This is a genomic window from Vibrio sp. Y10_XG_PY6 (assembly GCF_024181795.1).
GTDB lineage: Bacteria > Pseudomonadota > Gammaproteobacteria > Enterobacterales > Vibrionaceae > Vibrio > Vibrio diabolicus.
Window position 1 is genome coordinate 602,677 of record NZ_JAMZAQ010000002.1, and the last position, 18,053, is coordinate 620,729.

Genomic DNA, 18,053 nt, shown 5'->3' on the forward strand with positions numbered 1-18,053 from the left:
AGGTTAATCCTCTGAGCAGGCAGAAACTTATGACTAAACCCTAATTCCAGCTAGTAACTATGGGGTGAACTCCCTATAATCAGGCAGTTTATCTTTTTATGTGACTAGAAATCATCATCGGGTGCAAACTAATGTCTGATAATAATCAATGCGTCATCGTAGGTATTGCTGGCGCTTCTGCTTCTGGAAAAAGTCTGATCGCGAGCACTATTTATAATGAGCTTCGCGCGAAAGTAGGCGATCATCAAATCGGTGTCATCACGGAAGATTGCTACTACAACGACCAAAGCCACCTAAGCATGGAAGAGCGAGTAAAGACGAACTACGATCACCCGAGTGCGTTGGACCACGACCTACTGTGTGAGCACCTTGAAAAATTGGTACGTGGTGAAGCAGTAGAAGTACCTGAGTACAGCTACACTGAACACACAAGAACAAGTAACACGACCACAATGACGCCTAAAAAGGTGATCATTCTAGAAGGTATCCTTCTTCTTACTGACCCTCGTCTTCGTGATTTGATGCACGCGACAGTATTTATGGATACACCGTTAGATATTTGCTTGCTTCGTCGTGTTAAGCGTGACGTGGAAGAACGAGGCCGAACTATGGAATCTGTTCTCAAGCAGTATCAACAAACAGTACGTCCGATGTTCATGCAGTTTATCGAACCTTCTAAGCAATATGCGGACATTATTGTTCCTCGCGGTGGTAAAAACCGTATCGCAATCGATGTATTAAAAGCTCACATTGCAAGACTTTTGAAAGCTTAAGCCTTTAGACGGCTATATCGCTTTATTTTTAAGAGAAGAAGTGGCACCTTAAGTGCCACTTCTTTTTTTGTTTTTAAATTAGTCAGTTGCAGGTTAAAACCAGACATTTTTCACGCTTTTGTGGAACTGTCAGCGGTAAATGGAGTCTGCGCTTATAATTGTAAAAACACTCGAGCAAGGAAAAACAAATGAAGAAACTGCTCTTAATTCTAGCAATACCGATTGTGGTCATTTTGGTCGCAATTTTAGCGTTAACCATCTTCGTCAATCCTAACCAGTTTAAGCCCCTTATTGTTGAGCAAGCGCAAAAGCAAACCGGTTTAGAACTAGTGATTGAAGGAGATATCAGTTGGCAATTTTTCCCATCGATCGGCTTTGAGTTGGGACATACAGAATTGCGAAACCCACAAGGCTTTAGTAAAACCAATTTATTCAAAGTTGATACCGTTGGTGTAGATATCTCTGTCATGCCACTTTTTAGTCAACAGCTTGAAATTGGAAACGTCACGCTTGATGGGGCTGAGTTCTATATCGAAACCAAGAAAGATGGCAGCAAGAATATTGATGCATTGACGAAAGCCCAAACACAACAAGCAGAGCAAGCGAGCGATACTGCGCCTACGCAAAATGGTGAAACGCAGCCTTCTGGCTCTGATTGGAGCATTAATCTTGCTGGTGTTACGGTTTCTAATGGCTCATTAGAAATGCAGGATAAGCAAGCCGGTAGTTACACCAAACTTTATGATATCTCATTAAACCTTTCCGAATTCGCTTTTGACAACTGGACAACGGCTGATTTTGGCGTGAAGGGCGAAATGAATGACCAAAAGTTCACAGCGAAAGGTCAGGCCGACTTTAAGCTAGAAAAAGGTTTGGCAAACTACGCGCTAAAGAACATCAACTTTGATGCGACATACTCTGATCCTGCCAATAAGATTGAATCGGCAACGATCGGTTTAGATACGTTTGAATTCGATAAAGTAAATAACCTGACTTATGCCATGAAGGGCGACGCTGGTGGTATGAAGTTAGATATGCAGGGTGCTGGTCAACTTAGTGTAGACAAGGCTATCAGCAAAGTGCAGTTGGATAAGTTAACTCTTAAATCGACTTTTGAGGGTGATGCATTACCTCAGTCACCGATGAAAGTCGACATGGTGTCTGATCTGTCTTTCGACCTAACGAAAAACCAACTGAGTTTTGTCCTAGAGAAGTTAACAGCGAATGCTATCGCCTTAGATGGTAAGGCAGATGTGACACTTGGCGATATTCCTAAAGTACGATTTGCTCTCCACAGCCCAAATATCGATCTTGATGAGTTCTTAGGGTTAGATAAGCAAGCTGCCGAAGGTAATAAGCCTGCTTCTGGTGGCGAGAGTGCTCCAGCTAGGTCTGAGGTTGAGCCTGATTTGTCTGCGTTGAAAACGTTAGATGTAAAGGGTGAGATTACCATCGACAAATTCAAAGCGGCAAATGCGAAGATGGAAGCGGTAAAAGCGAGCTTCACTGTATATCGTGGCGTATTTGAGCTTACTTCATTTAGTTCGAAGCTGTACCAAGGCACAATCTCAGCGACAGCGAAGTTAGATGCACGCCAATCACCAGCGACTTACAGTGTGAAAAAGTCAATCAAAGGCGTGAAAGTTCAACCGCTACTTATTGATGTCGCTGATAACGACAAGCTTGAAGGGACGGGTAACATTGATGTGAATGTTACCGGTAAGAGTCTCACGCCTACCGGTATCAAGAAGAATCTTTCTGGTACGGTTGTTATCAATTTTGCTGACGGTGCGGTAAGTGGCATCAACGTTGCTCAATTGATTCGTGAAAACTACGCGAAATTTAAAGGGCAAAAAGTCGAAGGCAACAATGAAGTTAAGAAAACAGATTTTAGTGCGATGACGGCGACATTGAAGCTCAATAAAGGTGTCGTATCAACGGATAATATGCAAGCTCAGTCTCCATTGCTCCGTGTTCGTGGTAAAGGCACCGCAAACTACATCAATGAAACTGTTAACTTTACTATCAGCACATCAGTCGTAGGTAGCCTAGAAGGCCAAGGCGGCAAAGATATAGATGAGTTGAAAGACATTACTATTCCGATCAATGTGTCTGGTAAGTGGGCGGATCCTAAATTCAAGCTCGTATTTGATGATGTTTTGAAACAGAAAGCTCAGAAAGAAATTGACCGTGGTGTAGAGAAGCTAACGGACAAGATCAAAGACGAAAAAACCAAAGAAGCAGTCGATGGTTTGATAAAGAATCTATTCAATTAGATTCGAGCCAAAGCAAAAAGGGTTGGCATTAGCCAACCCTTTTTTAATTCTGCTGGTGAGCTTTACCAGTCGACACCTTTCAGCGCTTTGACGCCTGACTCAAATGCATGCTTTACATTCTTCACTTCAGAAACGGTATCAGCCATTTCAATCAGAGTGCGATGAGCGCCACGACCAGTAATGACAACCGACTGCATTTTAGGGCGGTTGTTCAGCGCTTCAACGACCTCGTCTAAATCAATGTAGCCGTAGCTCACCATGTACGTCAGCTCGTCAAAAAGAACCACATCGATAGATTCATCTTTGAGCATGCGCTTACATTCTTGCCATATGCCTTGCGCTGCTTCGGTATCAGCGGCTTTGTTTTGAGTTTCCCATGTAAAGCCGGTCGCCATTACTTGGAATTCAACGCCGAGTTTCTCAAGTAGGTTGCGCTCACCATTATCCCAAGTACCTTTAATAAACTGCGCGACAGCACAATTCAAATCATGACCCACTGCGCGTGCTATCGTACCGAACCCTGATGTCGATTTACCTTTACCATTTCCGGTAATGATCAGTAGCAGACCTTTTTCCTCTTGAGCAGCAGCAATTTTTGCGTCTACCTGTTCTTTGACTTTTTGTTGGCGAGCCTTATGGCGTGCTTCTTTATTTTCTTCGATAGACATAATACTTCCTCAATTCCTTTTCGTGCTGTGCCCAAGCTAATTTGGGTTCATTGATTTATCTCGCTATGATAGACCAACATATCGTGAAGAAAAACCACCGATAATTCAGGGAATAAAATGAAGAAAATACTTGTTGTTTGTATGGGAAACATTTGTCGGTCACCAACCGGAGAAGCAGTGTTAAGAGCGAAAGCTCAAGAGTTGGGTATTGCCGTGGAGGTTGATTCGGCAGGTACGATTGGCTACCACGCAGGAAACCCACCGGATTCAAGGGCAATGGCCGCAGGAAAGCAGCGAGGTTACTCTTTTAAAGGAATGCGTGCGCGTCAAGTTACCATTGATGACTTTGAAAAGTTTGACCTGATATTAGCCGCAGATAAAGCAAATTTAGCCGATTTATTGGATATTTGTCCGTTGAAGTATCGACACAAAGTATCGTTATTTTTAAGTCATTCTGGGTCAGATTACGATGAAGTCCCAGACCCATATTACGGTGGAAAAGATGGCTTTGAACTGGTGCTTGATTTAATCGAAGAGGCATCAGAGGAGATTTTGAAGAAGCTATAATCGCCGGGCTTAAAGACAATAGGAAAAGGGATGAGCTGAGCCCATCCCTTTTTATTTGTATTAACCCGCTAAAATGTCGGTTGCCACTTTGTAGCTTGGGTCTTCCTTCACATTGATTTCAACCAAGCTGCCAGCTTTGTCCAAAAGTTTACGACAATCTGGGCTTAGGTGACGAAGGTGCAGCGTTTTACCTTGAGCATTGTAACGCTCTGCTAGTGTTTCAATCGCTTCAATTGCAGAGTGATCAGTCACGCGAGAGTCTGCAAAATCGACAATCACATCTTTTGGATCTTCAGGCGCGTTAAACAACTCCAAGAAGTTAGCGGCAGAACCAAAGAAAATAGGACCGTGAATCTTGTACTCTTTTGAACCTTCCTCGTTTAAGCATGTGTCGGCATAGATGTGCTTAGCGTGTTGCCATGCAAACATTAATGCAGAAACGATAACACCAACTGCTACGGCAACAGCAAGGTCAGTAAGAACAGTAACAACGGTCACAAGAACAATAACGAAGAAGTCTTGCTTCGGTACGCGGCGCGCTAGCTTAAATGTTGCCCATTCGAATGTACCAATTACAACCATGAACATCACACCAACCAGAGCAGCGAGTGGGATCATTTCAATTAGCGAAGAAGCGAATAAGATAAACATCAATAGAGCGATAGCAGCAACGATACCAGATAGACGACCGCGACCACCTGAGTTTACGTTGATCATCGACTGACCAATCATTGCACAACCACCCATAGCCCCAAACACAGAACAAGTCATGTTTGCCATACCTTGACCGATACATTCGCGGTTAGATTGACCACGAGTGTTCGTCATCTCATCTAAAACTGTCAGCGTTAGTAGAGATTCAATTAGACCAATTGCCGCGAGAATGATCGCGTATGGAAGAATGATTTGTAGTGTCTCTAGTGTAAATGGTACCGCAGGAATAGAGAAGGTTGGTAGTGAACCTGCGAGTGTTGCAGCTTCATCACCAGACATTGTACGCAGGAAGTCAACAACAGTGCGAGTTTCCAGATCCAAGCCAACCACTAAAGCAGTCACCGTTACGATCGCAACAAGTGAAGAGGGTACAGCTGTTGTGATTTTTGGTAGAAAGTGAATGATTGCCATAGTTAGCGCAACCAAACCAAGCATTAGCAGCATTTGGTCTTGTGGTAGCCAAGTAAGCATGCCGTTGATATCTGGCGCTTTAAACTGACCCAACTGAGCTAGGAAGATAACAATAGCCAGACCGTTCACAAAACCAATCATCACAGGGTGAGGCACGATACGGATGAACTTACCCAATTTAAACATACCAGCGGCAATTTGAAGTATACCAGCGAGCATGATGGCTGCGAATAGGTACTGGACACCGTGAGTCGCGACAAGCGAAACCATTACGACTGCCATGGCACCTGTTGCACCAGAGATCATGCCGGGACGACCACCGAAAATGGAAGTAATAAGACCAACGATGAATGCAGCGTAAAGACCGACCATCGGATCTACGCCTGCGACGAACGCAAATGCGACAGCTTCAGGAACCAATGCTAGCGCAACGGTTAAGCCTGATAGCACATCATTTTTTACGGAGTGCTTAGAAAATTGGGGAAATTCGAACATGTTTGTTTTTAAGTTCTCTTTGCAATGAGTTAAACCCGACACATATTCGTATTTGCACAAGCCACTGAGTGGTTGATTTCTAATCAAACATTGCAGTGTAAACCGTAGTATTAAAAGAGCAGCATCAGAATGGTGTCGAAAACTTGAGTCGGCGCATGCTACCGAAAAGTGTGATTAAGTTCAAGAATGATACGAATAATGGCGTACAAATGTGATCACGAATTGGTATTTATATGAACAATTTATTGGGGAAATATGAAGATAAAAAAGGCTACCAGATGGTAGCCTTTAATTTATTTATGCCGTTAAGCTGTTGAACGTAATGATTTAGCCTAGTTAAAGTTAGGCTTTGTCATCTCTGCCGATGCGCGGTTTTTAGCCACTTGGCTACCCGCACCTTTAGCTTGGTAACGTTCGGTTTTGAACGGTGCTGCTGCAACAGTGATTTCGCGTAGCTCTTGAGGGCCAGGTGCTTTCGTCATCGGTGCGCTAGCGTTTAGCTTAGCCGCAACTTTAATGGCTTCGACTTTAGGCTCTGGTTTAGCTACTGGCGCTTCGGCTGCAACCTCTTTTGCCGCTTCAACCACTGGCTCTTCAGCAGGTACTGTTTCTACAACACCTTCGGTCGAATCAGCTTGTTCAGTTGTAGGTGCTTCAACGATTGGCTCTACAGAGGCTGTTTCTACTACTGCCGATTCAGTTTTTTCTGCGATTACTGCTTCCACAACAGGTGCTTCTACTGCTGGAGATTCAACTTTCGCTTCAACTGTTTCTTGAACCTTTGATTCAACAACTGGTGCTTCTGTTACAACAGGTTGCTCGCGGCGAATAATCACTTTACCCATAGCCATTTCTGGGCAAGCAAAACCACCTTGCATTGTAGGTACTGCTGCTACTGCTTCTTCCTTAACTTGCTCTTCTTTCTTAGGTGCTGGTTTCGGAATGTAGCGTGGCATTACTTTACCCATAGCCATCTCAGGAGAAGCTACACCACCTTTACGCAGGCGGAACGGGTTAGGACGGCGATCGCGACCACGGCGACGGCGCTGACCGCTTGCACGCAGGTGACGTGGCGAACGACGGTTACGACGTTGCTTAGACTCTGCTTGCTTGTTGTCTTGCTGTGCTTCTACCGCTGCTTCTGTTGGCTTCTCAACTTTGGTTTCAACTGTTTCTTGAGTCTTAACCGCCGTTTCTTCTGTTTTCTTCTCAACCGCTTCTTGGTCTTTAACGCGTACAGACTTGTTCAGTTTGCGACGTTGGCGACGCTCCTTCACTTTTTCTGCTTTCGTGTTTTGTTGCTTTGGTTTGCTCTCTTCTGGTTTTGTTTCAGTTCGAGCTTCCGCTGCTAGCTGCAGACCTTTTTCCGCTACTTTTGCATTTGCTTTTTGCTCTTGGGCTTTGTCTGCTTGTTGAGCTTTAGGCTTACGCTTTTGGTTGCGGTTTTGCTGTTTATTGGTTTGTTGTTGAGCTTCGTTTTGCTCATTCGCTTGCTCATCACGAGGCTTACGACGACGTCGGTTATCACGGTTATCACGATTGTCGCGGTTCTCACGATTATCGCGTTGGTTGTTATTGCGACGACGATCATTGCGATCACGTTTGTTGCGTCGATTATCGCGATTTGGCTTTTTCTCTTCCTGAGGTTTCGGTTCTTCTTTTACTTCTTCAGAACCGCCGAATAGGAAACTACCAAGTGCTTTAAACAAACGGCTGAACAGTCCAGGTTTTTCTTCTTGTTCAACTTTCTGTTCTTTCTTCTTCGCCTCAGGGGCAGGTTTAGCTGCTGGTGCAGGTGCCGTTTGAGAAGGCGCCGCAAAGCCTTTAAGAACAGGTTCTTCGATTCGTTTAGGTTTTACGTCAACTTCCGCTGGCTCTTTACCTTCCGCTTCTTTCATTGCTTCCAGTTTTTTAGGAAGTAGGTAAGAAATCAGATCGAACTCTTCACCTTCACGAACACGGATAACTTCGAAGTGCGGCGTTTCCATGTCAGAGTTTGGAACAACCGTAATCTTCACTTCTTGAATGCGTTCGATATGGTTAACTGAACGACGTTTTTCGTTCAACAAGTAAGAAGCGATTGGCACAGGTACAACTGCGAGAACTTGCGCTGTATTGTCTTTCAGTGCTTCCTCTTCGATTAAACGAAGCACAGAAAGTGCTAGAGATTCGTTGTCGCGAACGACTCCAGTACCGCTACAGCGAGGACAGATGTGGTGGCTTGCTTCTGCTAGAGAAGGGCTTAAACGTTGACGTGACATCTCCAACAAACCAAAGCGAGAAATACGACCGATTTGTACACGAGCGCGGTCAAGACGAACGGCTTCACGTAGACGGTTTTCTACTTCTCGTTGGTGGCGAACAGGTGTCATATCGATAAAGTCGATAACCACTAAGCCACCCAAGTCACGTAGACGTAACTGGCGAGCAATTTCGTCGGCTGCTTCTAGGTTCGTGTTTAGGGCTGTTTCTTCAATATCGCCGCCCTTGGTTGCACGAGCAGAGTTGATATCGATAGACGTTAGTGCTTCGGTTGGGTCAATAACAATAGAACCACCAGATGGCAGACGCACTTCACGTTGGAAAGCTGATTCAATTTGGCTTTCGATTTGGTAGTGGCTGAATAGTGGAACTTCGCCTTCATATTTCTTAACGCGGTTAACGAAATCAGGGCGCACCAATTGAATGTGCTCTTTTGCACGTTCGTAGATGGTGTTGCTGTCAATTAAGATTTCGCCAATATCACGACGCAAATAGTCACGGATTGCACGAACGATAACGTTACTTTCTTGGTGGATTAAGAATGGAGCAGGGTTCGAGTCCGCTGCACCTTTGATTGCACCCCAGTGGTTAAGTAGTACATTCAAATCCCACTCAAGTTCTTCAGCACTCTTGCCAACGCCAGCAGTACGTACGATTAGGCCCATGCCCTGAGGCAGTTCCAAAGTACTTAATGCGGCTTTTAGTTGAGTACGCTCGTCACCTTCGATTCGACGAGAAATACCGCCAGCACGAGGGTTGTTAGGCATCAGAACAAGGTAACTACCAGCAAGAGAAATGAAAGTAGTAAGAGCTGCGCCCTTGCTTCCACGTTCTTCTTTTTCCACTTGAACGATAACTTCTTGGCCTTCCGTTAGCACTTCTTTGATGCTTGGACGACCTTGGTAGGTGTAACCTTCAGGAAAATATTCGCGGGCAATTTCTTTGAGAGGGAGGAAACCGTGACGCTCGGCGCCGTAATCAACAAATGCGGCTTCTAAGCTTGGTTCGATACGTGTGATACGTCCTTTGTAGATATTCGCTTTTTTAGATTCATGACCTGGACTCTCGATATCAAGATCGAAAAGTCGCTGGCCATCAACCAGAGCGACACGCAACTCTTCTTTTTGAGTTGCGTTAATTAACATTCTTTTCATTGAAAATTCTCGTTGTCTTTTCTTTTATATCTTTCTTGTCGACTTGCCACTGTTTTTTCGCTCTTTCACGGTGCCTGATCCCATGGCTTGTATTTTGCAGCCTCCCGGCTGGAAGGGGATGCTCTCGGGCACTTCAGTCATCACAAGCCTCTTGCGGTTTCTGTTGGAAACGTAGACTTGTGACCCGCTATTTGGGCGGTAGGTACTCAACGTGAATATGCGAGGAGTAGGGTGGCAAGAGTGTTGAATTCGATGTGTCTCACGCCAATGCTGCACTCGACCTTCAACGATCTACTCACATTGCTTGAGGATAAATGATTGGTAATGAATAAAATGTAACCAAACCTTCCTTAGCAGCTGTGAACTATAGCAGTGCGCGTGGCTATCAGCAATCTGCTTTCACGCAAACGATAGAAAATTTGCCGCTAAACTCAAAATTTCTAATTTATAACTGGCTGTTTCATAAGCAATTGAGATGTGTAAACTGATCAAGACAGAAAACAAATTGAGAACTCGATTGAGAGTTTTAATAATTTAAACAAAAGCTTGGCGAAATTTAGATCAGTTTGTACTATCGAGTGTTTCTTTTACGACAAGAATAATGTGAAGTCACGCGAAATTGAGTTTACAATAGCGCCCATGAGCGAAATAAGAACAAAAGTCCAGTTCGTCGACATTGACGAAGATATGGCGGGTCAGCGCATTGATAATTTTTTGCGCAACCAATTAAAAGACATCCCTAAAAGCATGATTTACCGAATCGTGCGTAAGGGCGAAGTACGTGTAAATAAAAAGCGTATAAAAGCAGAGTACAAGTTAAAAGCAGGCGATCTCGTTCGTATTCCACCAGTGACAGTCGAGAAAAAAGATGACGATGTCGCGCCAAGTACGAAACTAAACAAAGTCGCAGAGTTGGAAGATATGATCATCTTCGAAGATGATCATATGTTGATTCTAAACAAGCCATCTGGTACCGCTGTGCATGGTGGCAGTGGCTTAAAGTTTGGCGCGATTGAAGCGCTTAGAGCTCTGCGTCCTCAAGCTCGCTTTCTTGAACTTGTGCATCGTATTGACCGTGATACTTCAGGTATCTTGCTGGTTGCTAAGAAGCGTTCTGCACTTCGTCACTTGCAAGCCCAGTTTCGTGAAAAGACAGTGAAGAAGTTTTACTTAGCTCTTGTCATGGGACAATGGAAAAGCAGTTGTAAGGTTGTGAACGCGCCATTGCTTAAAAACGAAGTGAACAGTATTGTTCGTGTTAACCCAAACGGTAAGCCGTCTGAAACGCGTTTTAAGATTTTGGAAAAGTTTGAACAAGCAACATTGATTCAAGCGAGTCCGATTACTGGTCGAACTCACCAAATCCGAGTTCATACACAATACACGGGCCACCCAATCGCTTGGGATGATCGCTACGGTGACCGCCGCTTTGATGCTTACACAGGTCAAGTTGGTTTAGATCGTTTGTTCCTACACGCGGCAAACATCAAGTTTCAGCACCCATCAAATGATGAGTGGATGGAAATCAACGCACCGATGGAACCGAAGCTAGAAAAAGTGTTGGCGGGTTTAAGAAACGCGTAACCATGTTTTCCTCGTGGATGCGAAAAGGGAGCCTGTGGCTCCCTTTTATAGTATTTGGATTAAAGGACATCGAGTCCCTGAACATGCAACATATCAATCAAATCAATCAGTGGTAGCCCGATAAGTGTATTCGGGTCTTTCCCCACTAATTTGTTAAACAAACAAATTCCCATTCCTTCGCTTTTAAAGCTACCAGCGCAGTAAAAAGGCTCTTCCCTGTCGACGTAGCGTTCGATTTGTTCAAGCGTCAAATCTCTAAAGTGTACTTCGAAAGAATCAAAGCCGACTTCTGTATGGTTTGTGACGGTGTTATGTACCGCAAGACCAGTATAGAAAGTGATGACTTTTCCACTTTGAGACAAAAGTTGATTTATTGCGTTGTCTCTATTTAAAGGTTTGCCAACGATTTCACCATTAATGACACAAACCTGGTCACTGCCGATAACTAAACTTGCTTTATCCGTCTGGCAAGATGTTGCTTTCTCTTGGGCCAATCTTTGCACCAGTTCAAGAGGCGTTTCCTGGTCAAACGGTGTTTCATCGCAATCAGGTGATAAACAAATGAACGGTAGTGAAAGCTTTTCAAGCAGTTGTTTACGAAAAGGAGAGGTTGAGGCTAAAACCAGTTGGTAATTTTTCATTTTGAATTACAATTCGTGGGAGCATTTCCGATAGGATAATCGATCAAAAATGATTCTGGCTAATGCTCTGTATGTTAAGCGTAAAAAAGTACAACTTTTTTGCCTTTTTCTTTGACTAATTTTGATTTGGAAGATAATATTCGCGCCCTATGCAAAAGGTAAAAATACCGCGAACGGTTGACCCAGCAAAAGCTGCACAGAAACGATTAGATTACGATGGCATCATCCAAGCTAGTCTTTTCAAGCGCTTAGCGGAAACAACTGAAGGCGTAAAACGCGACGCAGAAGTCTCATTGTCATTTGGGATGGATGAACAGCGACTCGTTGTTATCTCTGGTAAAGCTAACATCGAAGTCGATTTAGAGTGTCAGCGTTGTAATGAGGTATTCGCACATGAGTGCGAAGTTGAATTCCTTTCTACTCCTTACTACGGTGAGAAAACGGAACAGGAAGCACCAGAAATTTATGATTTGGTAGATCTAAATGAATATGGTGAATTAGACCTTATACAACTGGTTGAAGACGAGTTCATCTTAGCATTACCTCAAATTGCGATGCACGATGAAGCGGATTGTAGCGTTGATTCAAATAACATGGTTTTTGGTGAGATTCCTGAAGAAATTGAGGAAGAAAAACCGAATCCATTCGACGTTTTGAAAAGTCTGAAAAAGTAATAGGTGTGGTAACCGATTCTTCTTCAGGTTTTTAACCCAATAGTATAGGAGTAGGGTCAATGGCCGTACAGAAAAACCGTAAAACTCGTTCTAAGCGCGGTATGCGTCGTTCACACGATGCGCTAACTACAGCTGCTCTATCTGTAGACGCGACTTCTGGTGAAACTCACCTACGCCACAACGTAACTGCTGAAGGTTACTACCGTGGTCAAAAGGTTATCAACAAGTAAGGTTGAACCTTTGCAAAGTATTACCGTTGCACTTGATGCAATGGGCGGGGATTTCGGTCCACGCGTAACAGTGCCTGCCGCCGTGCAGGCACTGTCTCATTTCCCAGAGCTAAAAGTGATTCTTATAGGTGATCAATCTCTGATCACGTCTCAATTATTTCAACTCGGTACCTCGACCAGTTCCCGCTTGACTATTCTTCATAGTGAGAAAGTTATCTCGAACTCAGAAAAACCTTCATTGGCACTACGTAATAGCCAAAATAGTTCCATGCGTATGGCTATCGATTTGGTTTCTGAGCAGAAGGCGGATGCTTGTGTTAGTGGTGGCAACACCGGTGCATTAATGGCACTATCGCGTTTCATTCTTAAGTTACTTCCTGGTATTGAACGTCCTGCTTTAGTTTCAGCTCTACCGACGATTACTGGAAAGCGTACTTGGATGCTAGATCTAGGTGCGAATGTATCGTGCGATGCTGATAGTTTGTTCCAATTTGCTGTAATGGGCAGTGCATTAGCAGAAGAACACTTAGGTTGTCCTCCTCGCGTTGCTGTACTCAATATTGGCGCAGAAGAGATTAAAGGTAACGATTTAGTCAAACGTTGCGCAGAAATGCTTTCTCAGACCGACGCGATTAACTTTGTTGGTTATATTGAAGGTAATCAAATTTTGCATGATGTTGCAGACGTCATTGTATGTGATGGGTTTGTCGGCAACGTATGCTTAAAAGCCAGTGAGGGAACAGCTCAACTTTTTATCGAAAAAATTAAAACCAGTATGATGGCGTCAACGATAAAGGGTTGGATTGCTAGAAAGTTGTTTTCTCGGCTATTTAATGAACTAAAAACACTGAACCCCGACCAGTATAACGGCGCAAGTTTGCTAGGATTGCGCGGCATTGTCATAAAAAGCCATGGAAGTGCGGATGTATCTGCGATTGTCAATGCACTTGGCGAGGCAGTACACGAGGTCAAACGACAAGTACCAAGCCGTATTAGCGATCGTTTGGAAGCGGTTTTACTCGAGAGGCATTATTAGTCTTCATGTATAGCAAAATTTTAGGTACTGGCAGCTACCTGCCATCTCAGGTGCGTACAAACGCAGATCTAGAGAAAATGGTAGATACAAGTGATGAGTGGATCGTTGCTCGCACGGGTATTAAAGAGCGTCGAATTGCTGCAGAAAATGAGACTGTAGCGGACATGGCATTCTACGCAGCTGAAAACGCTATCGATATGGCGGGTATTGATAAAAACGATATCGACCTGATTATCGTAGCCACAACGAGCAGTAGCCATACTTTCCCTTCATCTGCGTGTCAGGTGCAGGCAAAGCTTGGCATTAAAGGTTGTCCAGCTTTTGACTTAGCCGCTGCTTGTTCTGGTTTTGTGTACGCATTATCTGTTGCAGACCAACATATTAAATCGGGTATGTGTAAAAACGTACTTGTTATTGGTTCAGATGCTTTGTCTAAAACGTGTGATCCGACAGACCGTTCAACCATTATCCTATTTGGTGATGGTGCTGGAGCCGTTGTCGTAGGCGCTAGCCAAGAGCCTGGTATTATTTCTACCCACATATACTCAGATGGTCAATTCGGTGAGCTACTAAGCCTACCTGTACCTGAGCGTGGTCAAGATGCCGACAAATGGCTTCATATGGCAGGTAACGAAGTATTCAAAGTCGCTGTCACTCAGTTATCGAAACTAGTAAAAGATACGCTTGAAGCCAACAACATGCATAAGTCTGAACTAGACTGGCTAGTACCGCATCAAGCGAACTATCGAATTATTTCGGCAACAGCGAAAAAGCTTTCAATGTCTTTGGACCAAGTCGTGGTGACACTAGACCGACACGGGAATACTTCTGCGGCGACAGTACCATCTGCGCTGGATGAAGCTGTGCGCGATGGTCGCATTAAACGCGGGCAGACTTTATTGCTAGAGGCGTTTGGTGGCGGTTTCACTTGGGGCTCTGCTCTGGTGAAGTTCTAAGTTTCACGAGAATTCAAAATTTAAGGTGCACTTGGTGCATCTTATTTCTTTTTACTTTGCTTAAAGGAAAACAACATGAGCAAGTTTGCTATCGTATTTCCAGGTCAAGGTTCTCAAGCTGTAGGTATGCTTGCAGAACTTGGCGAACAATATGACGTAGTAAAACAAACATTTGCAGAAGCATCTGACGCACTAGGTTACGATCTATGGGCGCTTGTTCAAAATGGACCTGCAGAAGATTTAAACGAGACTTTCCGCACTCAACCAGCTTTGCTAGCTTCATCTGTTGCAATCTGGCGTGTATGGCAGGAGCTCGGTTTAGAGCAACCAGCAAACCTAGCCGGTCACAGCCTAGGTGAGTACTCAGCACTTGTATGTGCGGGTGTGATTGACTTTAAAGAAGCAATCAAGCTGGTTGAATTACGCGGTAAGCTAATGCAAGAGGCGGTACCAGCAGGTACTGGCGCTATGTACGCGATTATCGGTTTGGCTGATGATGCGATTGCAAAAGCGTGTGAAGACGCAGCGCAAGGTGAAGTGGTCTCTCCAGTAAACTTTAACTCGCCTGGTCAGGTAGTTATCGCGGGTAGCAAAGACGCTGTAGAGCGTGCGGGAGCGCTATGTAAAGAAGCTGGTGCGAAACGTGCGCTTCCTCTTCCTGTTTCAGTGCCATCACACTGTGCGCTTATGAAGCCAGCAGCGGAAAAACTTGCAGTAGCTCTTGAGTCTATCGAATTTAACTCACCACAGCTGCCAGTTATCAATAACGTTGATGTGGTTGCTGAGACAGATCCTGCAAAAATCAAAGATGCGCTTGTTCGTCAGCTACATAGCCCAGTTCGCTGGACTGAAACAGTCGAGCTTATGCACGAGCAAGGGGTAGAACAGCTTCTTGAGCTTGGTCCTGGTAAGGTTTTAACAGGTCTAACAAAACGTATCGTGAAAACGCTAACTGCAGCAGCAGTGAATGATGTTGCGTCGCTAGACGCGGCGAAGTAATCCATCAAGCGATAAAACTTGCGATAAGAAAAGGAAACACAACATGATGAATCTAGAAGGTAAGATCGCGCTAGTTACCGGCGCAAGCCGTGGTATTGGCCGCGCGATCGCGGAACTTCTTGTAGAGCGCGGTGCGACGGTTATCGGTACGGCTACTTCTGAAAGTGGCGCTGCAGCTATCAGCGAGTATCTTGGTGATAACGGTAAAGGCCTAGCTCTTAACGTGACCGATGTCGAGTCTATCGAAGCGACACTAAAAACGATCAACGAAGAATTTGGTGTGATCGATATTCTGGTGAATAACGCTGGTATTACTCGTGACAACCTATTGATGCGTATGAAAGATGATGAGTGGAACGACATCATCGATACCAACCTAACGCCTATCTACCGCATGTCTAAAGCGGTTTTACGCGGCATGATGAAAAAACGTGCGGGTCGTATCATCAACGTAGGCTCTGTTGTTGGTACCATGGGTAACGCAGGTCAAACTAACTACGCAGCAGCGAAAGCGGGCGTGATTGGTTTTACTAAATCAATGGCTCGTGAAGTTGCGTCTCGTGGTGTAACAGTGAACACTGTTGCCCCTGGTTTCATCGAAACTGACATGACGAAGGCACTAAATGATGAGCAACGTGCGGCAACGTTGTCGAACGTGCCAGCTGGTCGTTTAGGTGACCCACGTGAAATTGCATCAGCAGTAGTTTTCCTTGCTTCTCCTGAAGCAGCGTACATTACTGGTGAAACTTTGCATGTAAATGGTGGCATGTACATGGTTTAATGAGACAGTTTGTGCAAAATAAGCTATTTTACATTGTGAAAAATAGCCTATAGTTGCAGTTAACTGTCATGAACTTGTCATGCTTATGCGCAAGATTTGTGCATGATTTAAGTCAAAAATGTATTGAAATTCGGTTAAATTCGCTAATTTTGTGGTTTGACCAGCAAGGACCCCCTTGCAACTTTCAATAGTTCGAATAAACTACGGAATCATCGCATTAGGCGAAATCTGTAAAGGAAAAGAAAAATGAGCAACATCGAAGAACGCGTAAAGAAAATCATTGTTGAACAGCTAGGTGTAGACGAAGCAGAAGTTAAAAACGAAGCTTCTTTCGTTGACGATCTAGGTGCTGATTCTCTAGACACTGTAGAACTAGTTATGGCTCTAGAAGAGGAATTCGACACTGAGATTCCTGACGAAGAAGCTGAGAAGATCACTACTGTTCAAGCTGCAATCGACTACGTAAACAGCGCTCAGTAATTAGCTCTCCCAGGCGGTCTCCTAGACCGCCTGTGTTCTTTCTAACTTCTTCTATCCTCTCATAGAAATATTCAATTCCCGGAGAATTATATCGTGTCCAAGCGTCGTGTAGTTGTCACTGGCATGGGTATGTTGTCACCGGTAGGCAACACAGTAGAATCATCTTGGAAAGCCCTGCTAGAAGGTCAAAGTGGTATCGTGAATATCGAGCACTTTGATGCTACGAACTTCTCAACTCGTTTTGCAGGTCTTGTTAAAGATTTCGATTGCACAGAGTACATGTCTAAAAAAGATGCTCGTAAGATGGATCTTTTCATCCAGTACGGCATTGCAGCGGGTATTCAAGCTCTTGATAACTCTGGCTTACAAATTACCGAAGAAAATGCGGCTCGAGTTGGTGTTGCTATCGGCTCAGGCATTGGCGGTCTAGATCTGATTGAAACAGGTCACACTGCATTAGTAGAAAAAGGCCCTCGCAAAGTTAGCCCATTTTTTGTTCCTTCGACCATCGTAAATATGGTTGCAGGTAACCTATCTATCATGCGTGGTCTTCGTGGTCCAAATATCGCGATTTCTACAGCATGTACTACTGGCCTACATAACATCGGTCATGCTGCACGAATGATTGCGTACGGCGATGCAGATGCGATGGTTGCTGGTGGCGCAGAAAAAGCGTCTACGCCTCTTGGCATGGCTGGCTTCGGTGCAGCTAAAGCGCTATCTACTCGTAATGACGAACCTCAAAAAGCGTCTCGTCCATGGGATAAAGGCCGTGATGGCTTTGTTCTAGGTGATGGTGCTGGCATGATGGTGCTTGAAGAGTACGAACACGCGAAAGCACGTGGCGCGAAGATTTACGCAGAACTGGTTGGTTTTGGTATGTCTGGTGATGCTTACCACATGACTTCTCCAAGCGAAGATGGCTCGGGTGGTGCACTTGCGATGGAAGCGGCAATGCGTGACGCCAACATCACAGGTACCCAAGTAGGTTATGTGAATGCTCACGGTACATCTACTCCTGCTGGTGACGTTGCAGAAATCAAGGGCGTGAAACGTGCTCTTGGTGAAGAAGGTGCGAAGCAAGTACTTGTATCATCAACTAAGTCTATGACTGGTCACCTATTAGGTGCAGCAGGCTCTGTTGAAGCAATTATCACGGTTATGTCTTTGGTTGACCAAATCGTTCCACCAACGATTAACCTTGATGATCCAGAAGAAGATCTAGACATCGACCTTGTGCCGCACACTGCGCGCAAAGTTGAAGGTATGGAATACGCTATCTGTAACTCGTTTGGCTTTGGTGGTACAAACGGTTCTTTGATCTTCAAAAAGTTCGCTGAGTAACACTATCT

At 44.5% G+C, this 18,053-nt stretch carries 16 protein-coding genes; 12 read left to right on the plus strand and 4 right to left on the minus strand.

From position 1 onward, the window contains the following. The first annotated feature begins 131 nt into the window (after window positions 1-131). Window positions 132-773: a uridine kinase gene (udk, locus tag NL644_RS11115; protein ID WP_005396962.1), complete on the plus strand. Its 642-nt coding sequence runs from the start codon at window positions 132-134 to the stop codon at window positions 771-773. A 188-nt stretch (window positions 774-961) separates the two neighbouring features. Further along, complete coding sequence (locus tag NL644_RS11120; protein WP_253658396.1) at window positions 962-3,049, plus strand: AsmA family protein; 2,088 nt, start codon at window positions 962-964, stop codon at window positions 3,047-3,049. A 62-nt stretch (window positions 3,050-3,111) separates the two neighbouring features. On the opposite strand, the gene cobO is transcribed toward NL644_RS11120, so the two are convergent. Continuing rightward, the gene (cobO, locus tag NL644_RS11125; RefSeq protein ID WP_253658397.1) at window positions 3,112-3,717 is read right to left on the minus strand and encodes a cob(I)yrinic acid a,c-diamide adenosyltransferase; all 606 of its coding nucleotides are present in this window, start codon (window positions 3,715-3,717) and stop codon (window positions 3,112-3,114) included. Window positions 3,718-3,834: 117 nt separating this feature from the next. On the opposite strand from cobO, the gene NL644_RS11130 reads away from it, so the two are divergent. Continuing rightward, entirely contained in the window at window positions 3,835-4,284 is a 450-nt protein-coding gene (locus NL644_RS11130; protein ID WP_046874419.1) for a low molecular weight protein-tyrosine-phosphatase, read from the plus strand. 60 nt (window positions 4,285-4,344) lie between these two features. On the opposite strand, the gene NL644_RS11135 is transcribed toward NL644_RS11130, so the two are convergent. Together NL644_RS11135 and rne are read right to left on the minus strand one after the other, a co-directional pair. Then, window positions 4,345-5,904 (minus strand): SulP family inorganic anion transporter, encoded by a 1,560-nt coding sequence (locus tag NL644_RS11135; RefSeq protein WP_005380840.1) that lies wholly within the window; start codon window positions 5,902-5,904, stop codon window positions 4,345-4,347. Between the two features lie 332 nt (window positions 5,905-6,236). Next, complete coding sequence (gene rne, locus NL644_RS11140) at window positions 6,237-9,320, minus strand: ribonuclease E (RefSeq protein ID WP_253658398.1); 3,084 nt, start codon at window positions 9,318-9,320, stop codon at window positions 6,237-6,239. 639 nt (window positions 9,321-9,959) lie between these two features. Between rne and rluC the strand changes: the two genes are divergently transcribed. Next, the gene (gene rluC, locus NL644_RS11145) at window positions 9,960-10,904 is read left to right on the plus strand and encodes a 23S rRNA pseudouridine(955/2504/2580) synthase RluC (protein ID WP_005396975.1); all 945 of its coding nucleotides are present in this window, start codon (window positions 9,960-9,962) and stop codon (window positions 10,902-10,904) included. 59 nt (window positions 10,905-10,963) lie between these two features. Here the strand turns inward: rluC and NL644_RS11150 are convergent, their stop codons facing one another. After that, on the minus strand, window positions 10,964-11,545 hold the full coding sequence (locus NL644_RS11150; RefSeq protein ID WP_046874421.1) for a nucleoside triphosphate pyrophosphatase: 582 nt from the start codon (window positions 11,543-11,545) through the stop codon (window positions 10,964-10,966). Between the two features lie 149 nt (window positions 11,546-11,694). Here NL644_RS11150 and yceD point away from each other — a divergent pair, with 149 nt between their 5' ends. The 8 genes from yceD (at window position 11,695) to fabF (ending at window position 18,045) form a co-directional block, all read left to right on the plus strand. Continuing rightward, window positions 11,695-12,219 (plus strand): 23S rRNA accumulation protein YceD, encoded by a 525-nt coding sequence (gene yceD / locus NL644_RS11155; protein ID WP_005396977.1) that lies wholly within the window; start codon window positions 11,695-11,697, stop codon window positions 12,217-12,219. Window positions 12,220-12,278: 59 nt separating this feature from the next. After that, a complete protein-coding gene (gene rpmF, locus NL644_RS11160; RefSeq protein WP_005396978.1) occupies window positions 12,279-12,449 on the plus strand; it encodes a 50S ribosomal protein L32 in 171 nt (56 codons plus the stop codon). Between the two features lie 10 nt (window positions 12,450-12,459). Beyond that, window positions 12,460-13,485, plus strand: a complete 1,026-nt coding sequence (plsX, locus tag NL644_RS11165; RefSeq protein ID WP_104974988.1) for a phosphate acyltransferase PlsX — start codon at window positions 12,460-12,462, stop codon at window positions 13,483-13,485. A gap of 5 nt (window positions 13,486-13,490) precedes the next feature. Continuing rightward, window positions 13,491-14,441 carry a beta-ketoacyl-ACP synthase III gene (locus NL644_RS11170; protein WP_005396980.1) on the plus strand — a complete coding sequence of 317 codons (951 nt, stop codon included), beginning with the start codon at window positions 13,491-13,493 and terminating at the stop codon, window positions 14,439-14,441. 75 nt (window positions 14,442-14,516) lie between these two features. After that, window positions 14,517-15,440 (plus strand): ACP S-malonyltransferase, encoded by a 924-nt coding sequence (gene fabD, locus NL644_RS11175; RefSeq protein WP_012841591.1) that lies wholly within the window; start codon window positions 14,517-14,519, stop codon window positions 15,438-15,440. Between the two features lie 46 nt (window positions 15,441-15,486). Continuing rightward, entirely contained in the window at window positions 15,487-16,221 is a 735-nt protein-coding gene (fabG, locus tag NL644_RS11180) for a 3-oxoacyl-ACP reductase FabG (protein WP_031780596.1), read from the plus strand. Window positions 16,222-16,467: 246 nt separating this feature from the next. Continuing rightward, window positions 16,468-16,701, plus strand: coding sequence for an acyl carrier protein (gene acpP, locus NL644_RS11185; protein WP_004406112.1), 234 nt, complete (start codon window positions 16,468-16,470; stop codon window positions 16,699-16,701). Between the two features lie 93 nt (window positions 16,702-16,794). Continuing rightward, complete coding sequence (fabF, locus tag NL644_RS11190) at window positions 16,795-18,045, plus strand: beta-ketoacyl-ACP synthase II (RefSeq protein ID WP_253658399.1); 1,251 nt, start codon at window positions 16,795-16,797, stop codon at window positions 18,043-18,045. Window positions 18,046-18,053 lie beyond the last annotated feature (8 nt).

Excerpts from the sequence above, each read along its gene's own strand:
- udk (WP_005396962.1), top strand. The coding sequence starts at position 132 with ATGTCTGATAATAATCAATGCGTCATCGTAGGTATTGCTGGCGCTTCT.
- NL644_RS11120 (WP_253658396.1), top strand. The coding sequence starts at position 962 with ATGAAGAAACTGCTCTTAATTCTAGCAATACCGATTGTGGTCATTTTG.
- cobO (WP_253658397.1), bottom strand. The coding sequence starts at position 3,717 with ATGTCTATCGAAGAAAATAAAGAAGCACGCCATAAGGCTCGCCAACAA.
- NL644_RS11130 (WP_046874419.1), top strand. The coding sequence starts at position 3,835 with ATGAAGAAAATACTTGTTGTTTGTATGGGAAACATTTGTCGGTCACCA.
- NL644_RS11135 (WP_005380840.1), bottom strand. The coding sequence starts at position 5,904 with ATGTTCGAATTTCCCCAATTTTCTAAGCACTCCGTAAAAAATGATGTG.
- rne (WP_253658398.1), bottom strand. The coding sequence starts at position 9,320 with ATGAAAAGAATGTTAATTAACGCAACTCAAAAAGAAGAGTTGCGTGTC.
- rluC (WP_005396975.1), top strand. The coding sequence starts at position 9,960 with ATGAGCGAAATAAGAACAAAAGTCCAGTTCGTCGACATTGACGAAGAT.
- NL644_RS11150 (WP_046874421.1), bottom strand. The coding sequence starts at position 11,545 with ATGAAAAATTACCAACTGGTTTTAGCCTCAACCTCTCCTTTTCGTAAA.
- yceD (WP_005396977.1), top strand. The coding sequence starts at position 11,695 with ATGCAAAAGGTAAAAATACCGCGAACGGTTGACCCAGCAAAAGCTGCA.
- rpmF (WP_005396978.1), top strand. The coding sequence starts at position 12,279 with ATGGCCGTACAGAAAAACCGTAAAACTCGTTCTAAGCGCGGTATGCGT.
- NL644_RS11170 (WP_005396980.1), top strand. The coding sequence starts at position 13,491 with ATGTATAGCAAAATTTTAGGTACTGGCAGCTACCTGCCATCTCAGGTG.
- fabD (WP_012841591.1), top strand. The coding sequence starts at position 14,517 with ATGAGCAAGTTTGCTATCGTATTTCCAGGTCAAGGTTCTCAAGCTGTA.
- fabG (WP_031780596.1), top strand. The coding sequence starts at position 15,487 with ATGAATCTAGAAGGTAAGATCGCGCTAGTTACCGGCGCAAGCCGTGGT.
- acpP (WP_004406112.1), top strand. The coding sequence starts at position 16,468 with ATGAGCAACATCGAAGAACGCGTAAAGAAAATCATTGTTGAACAGCTA.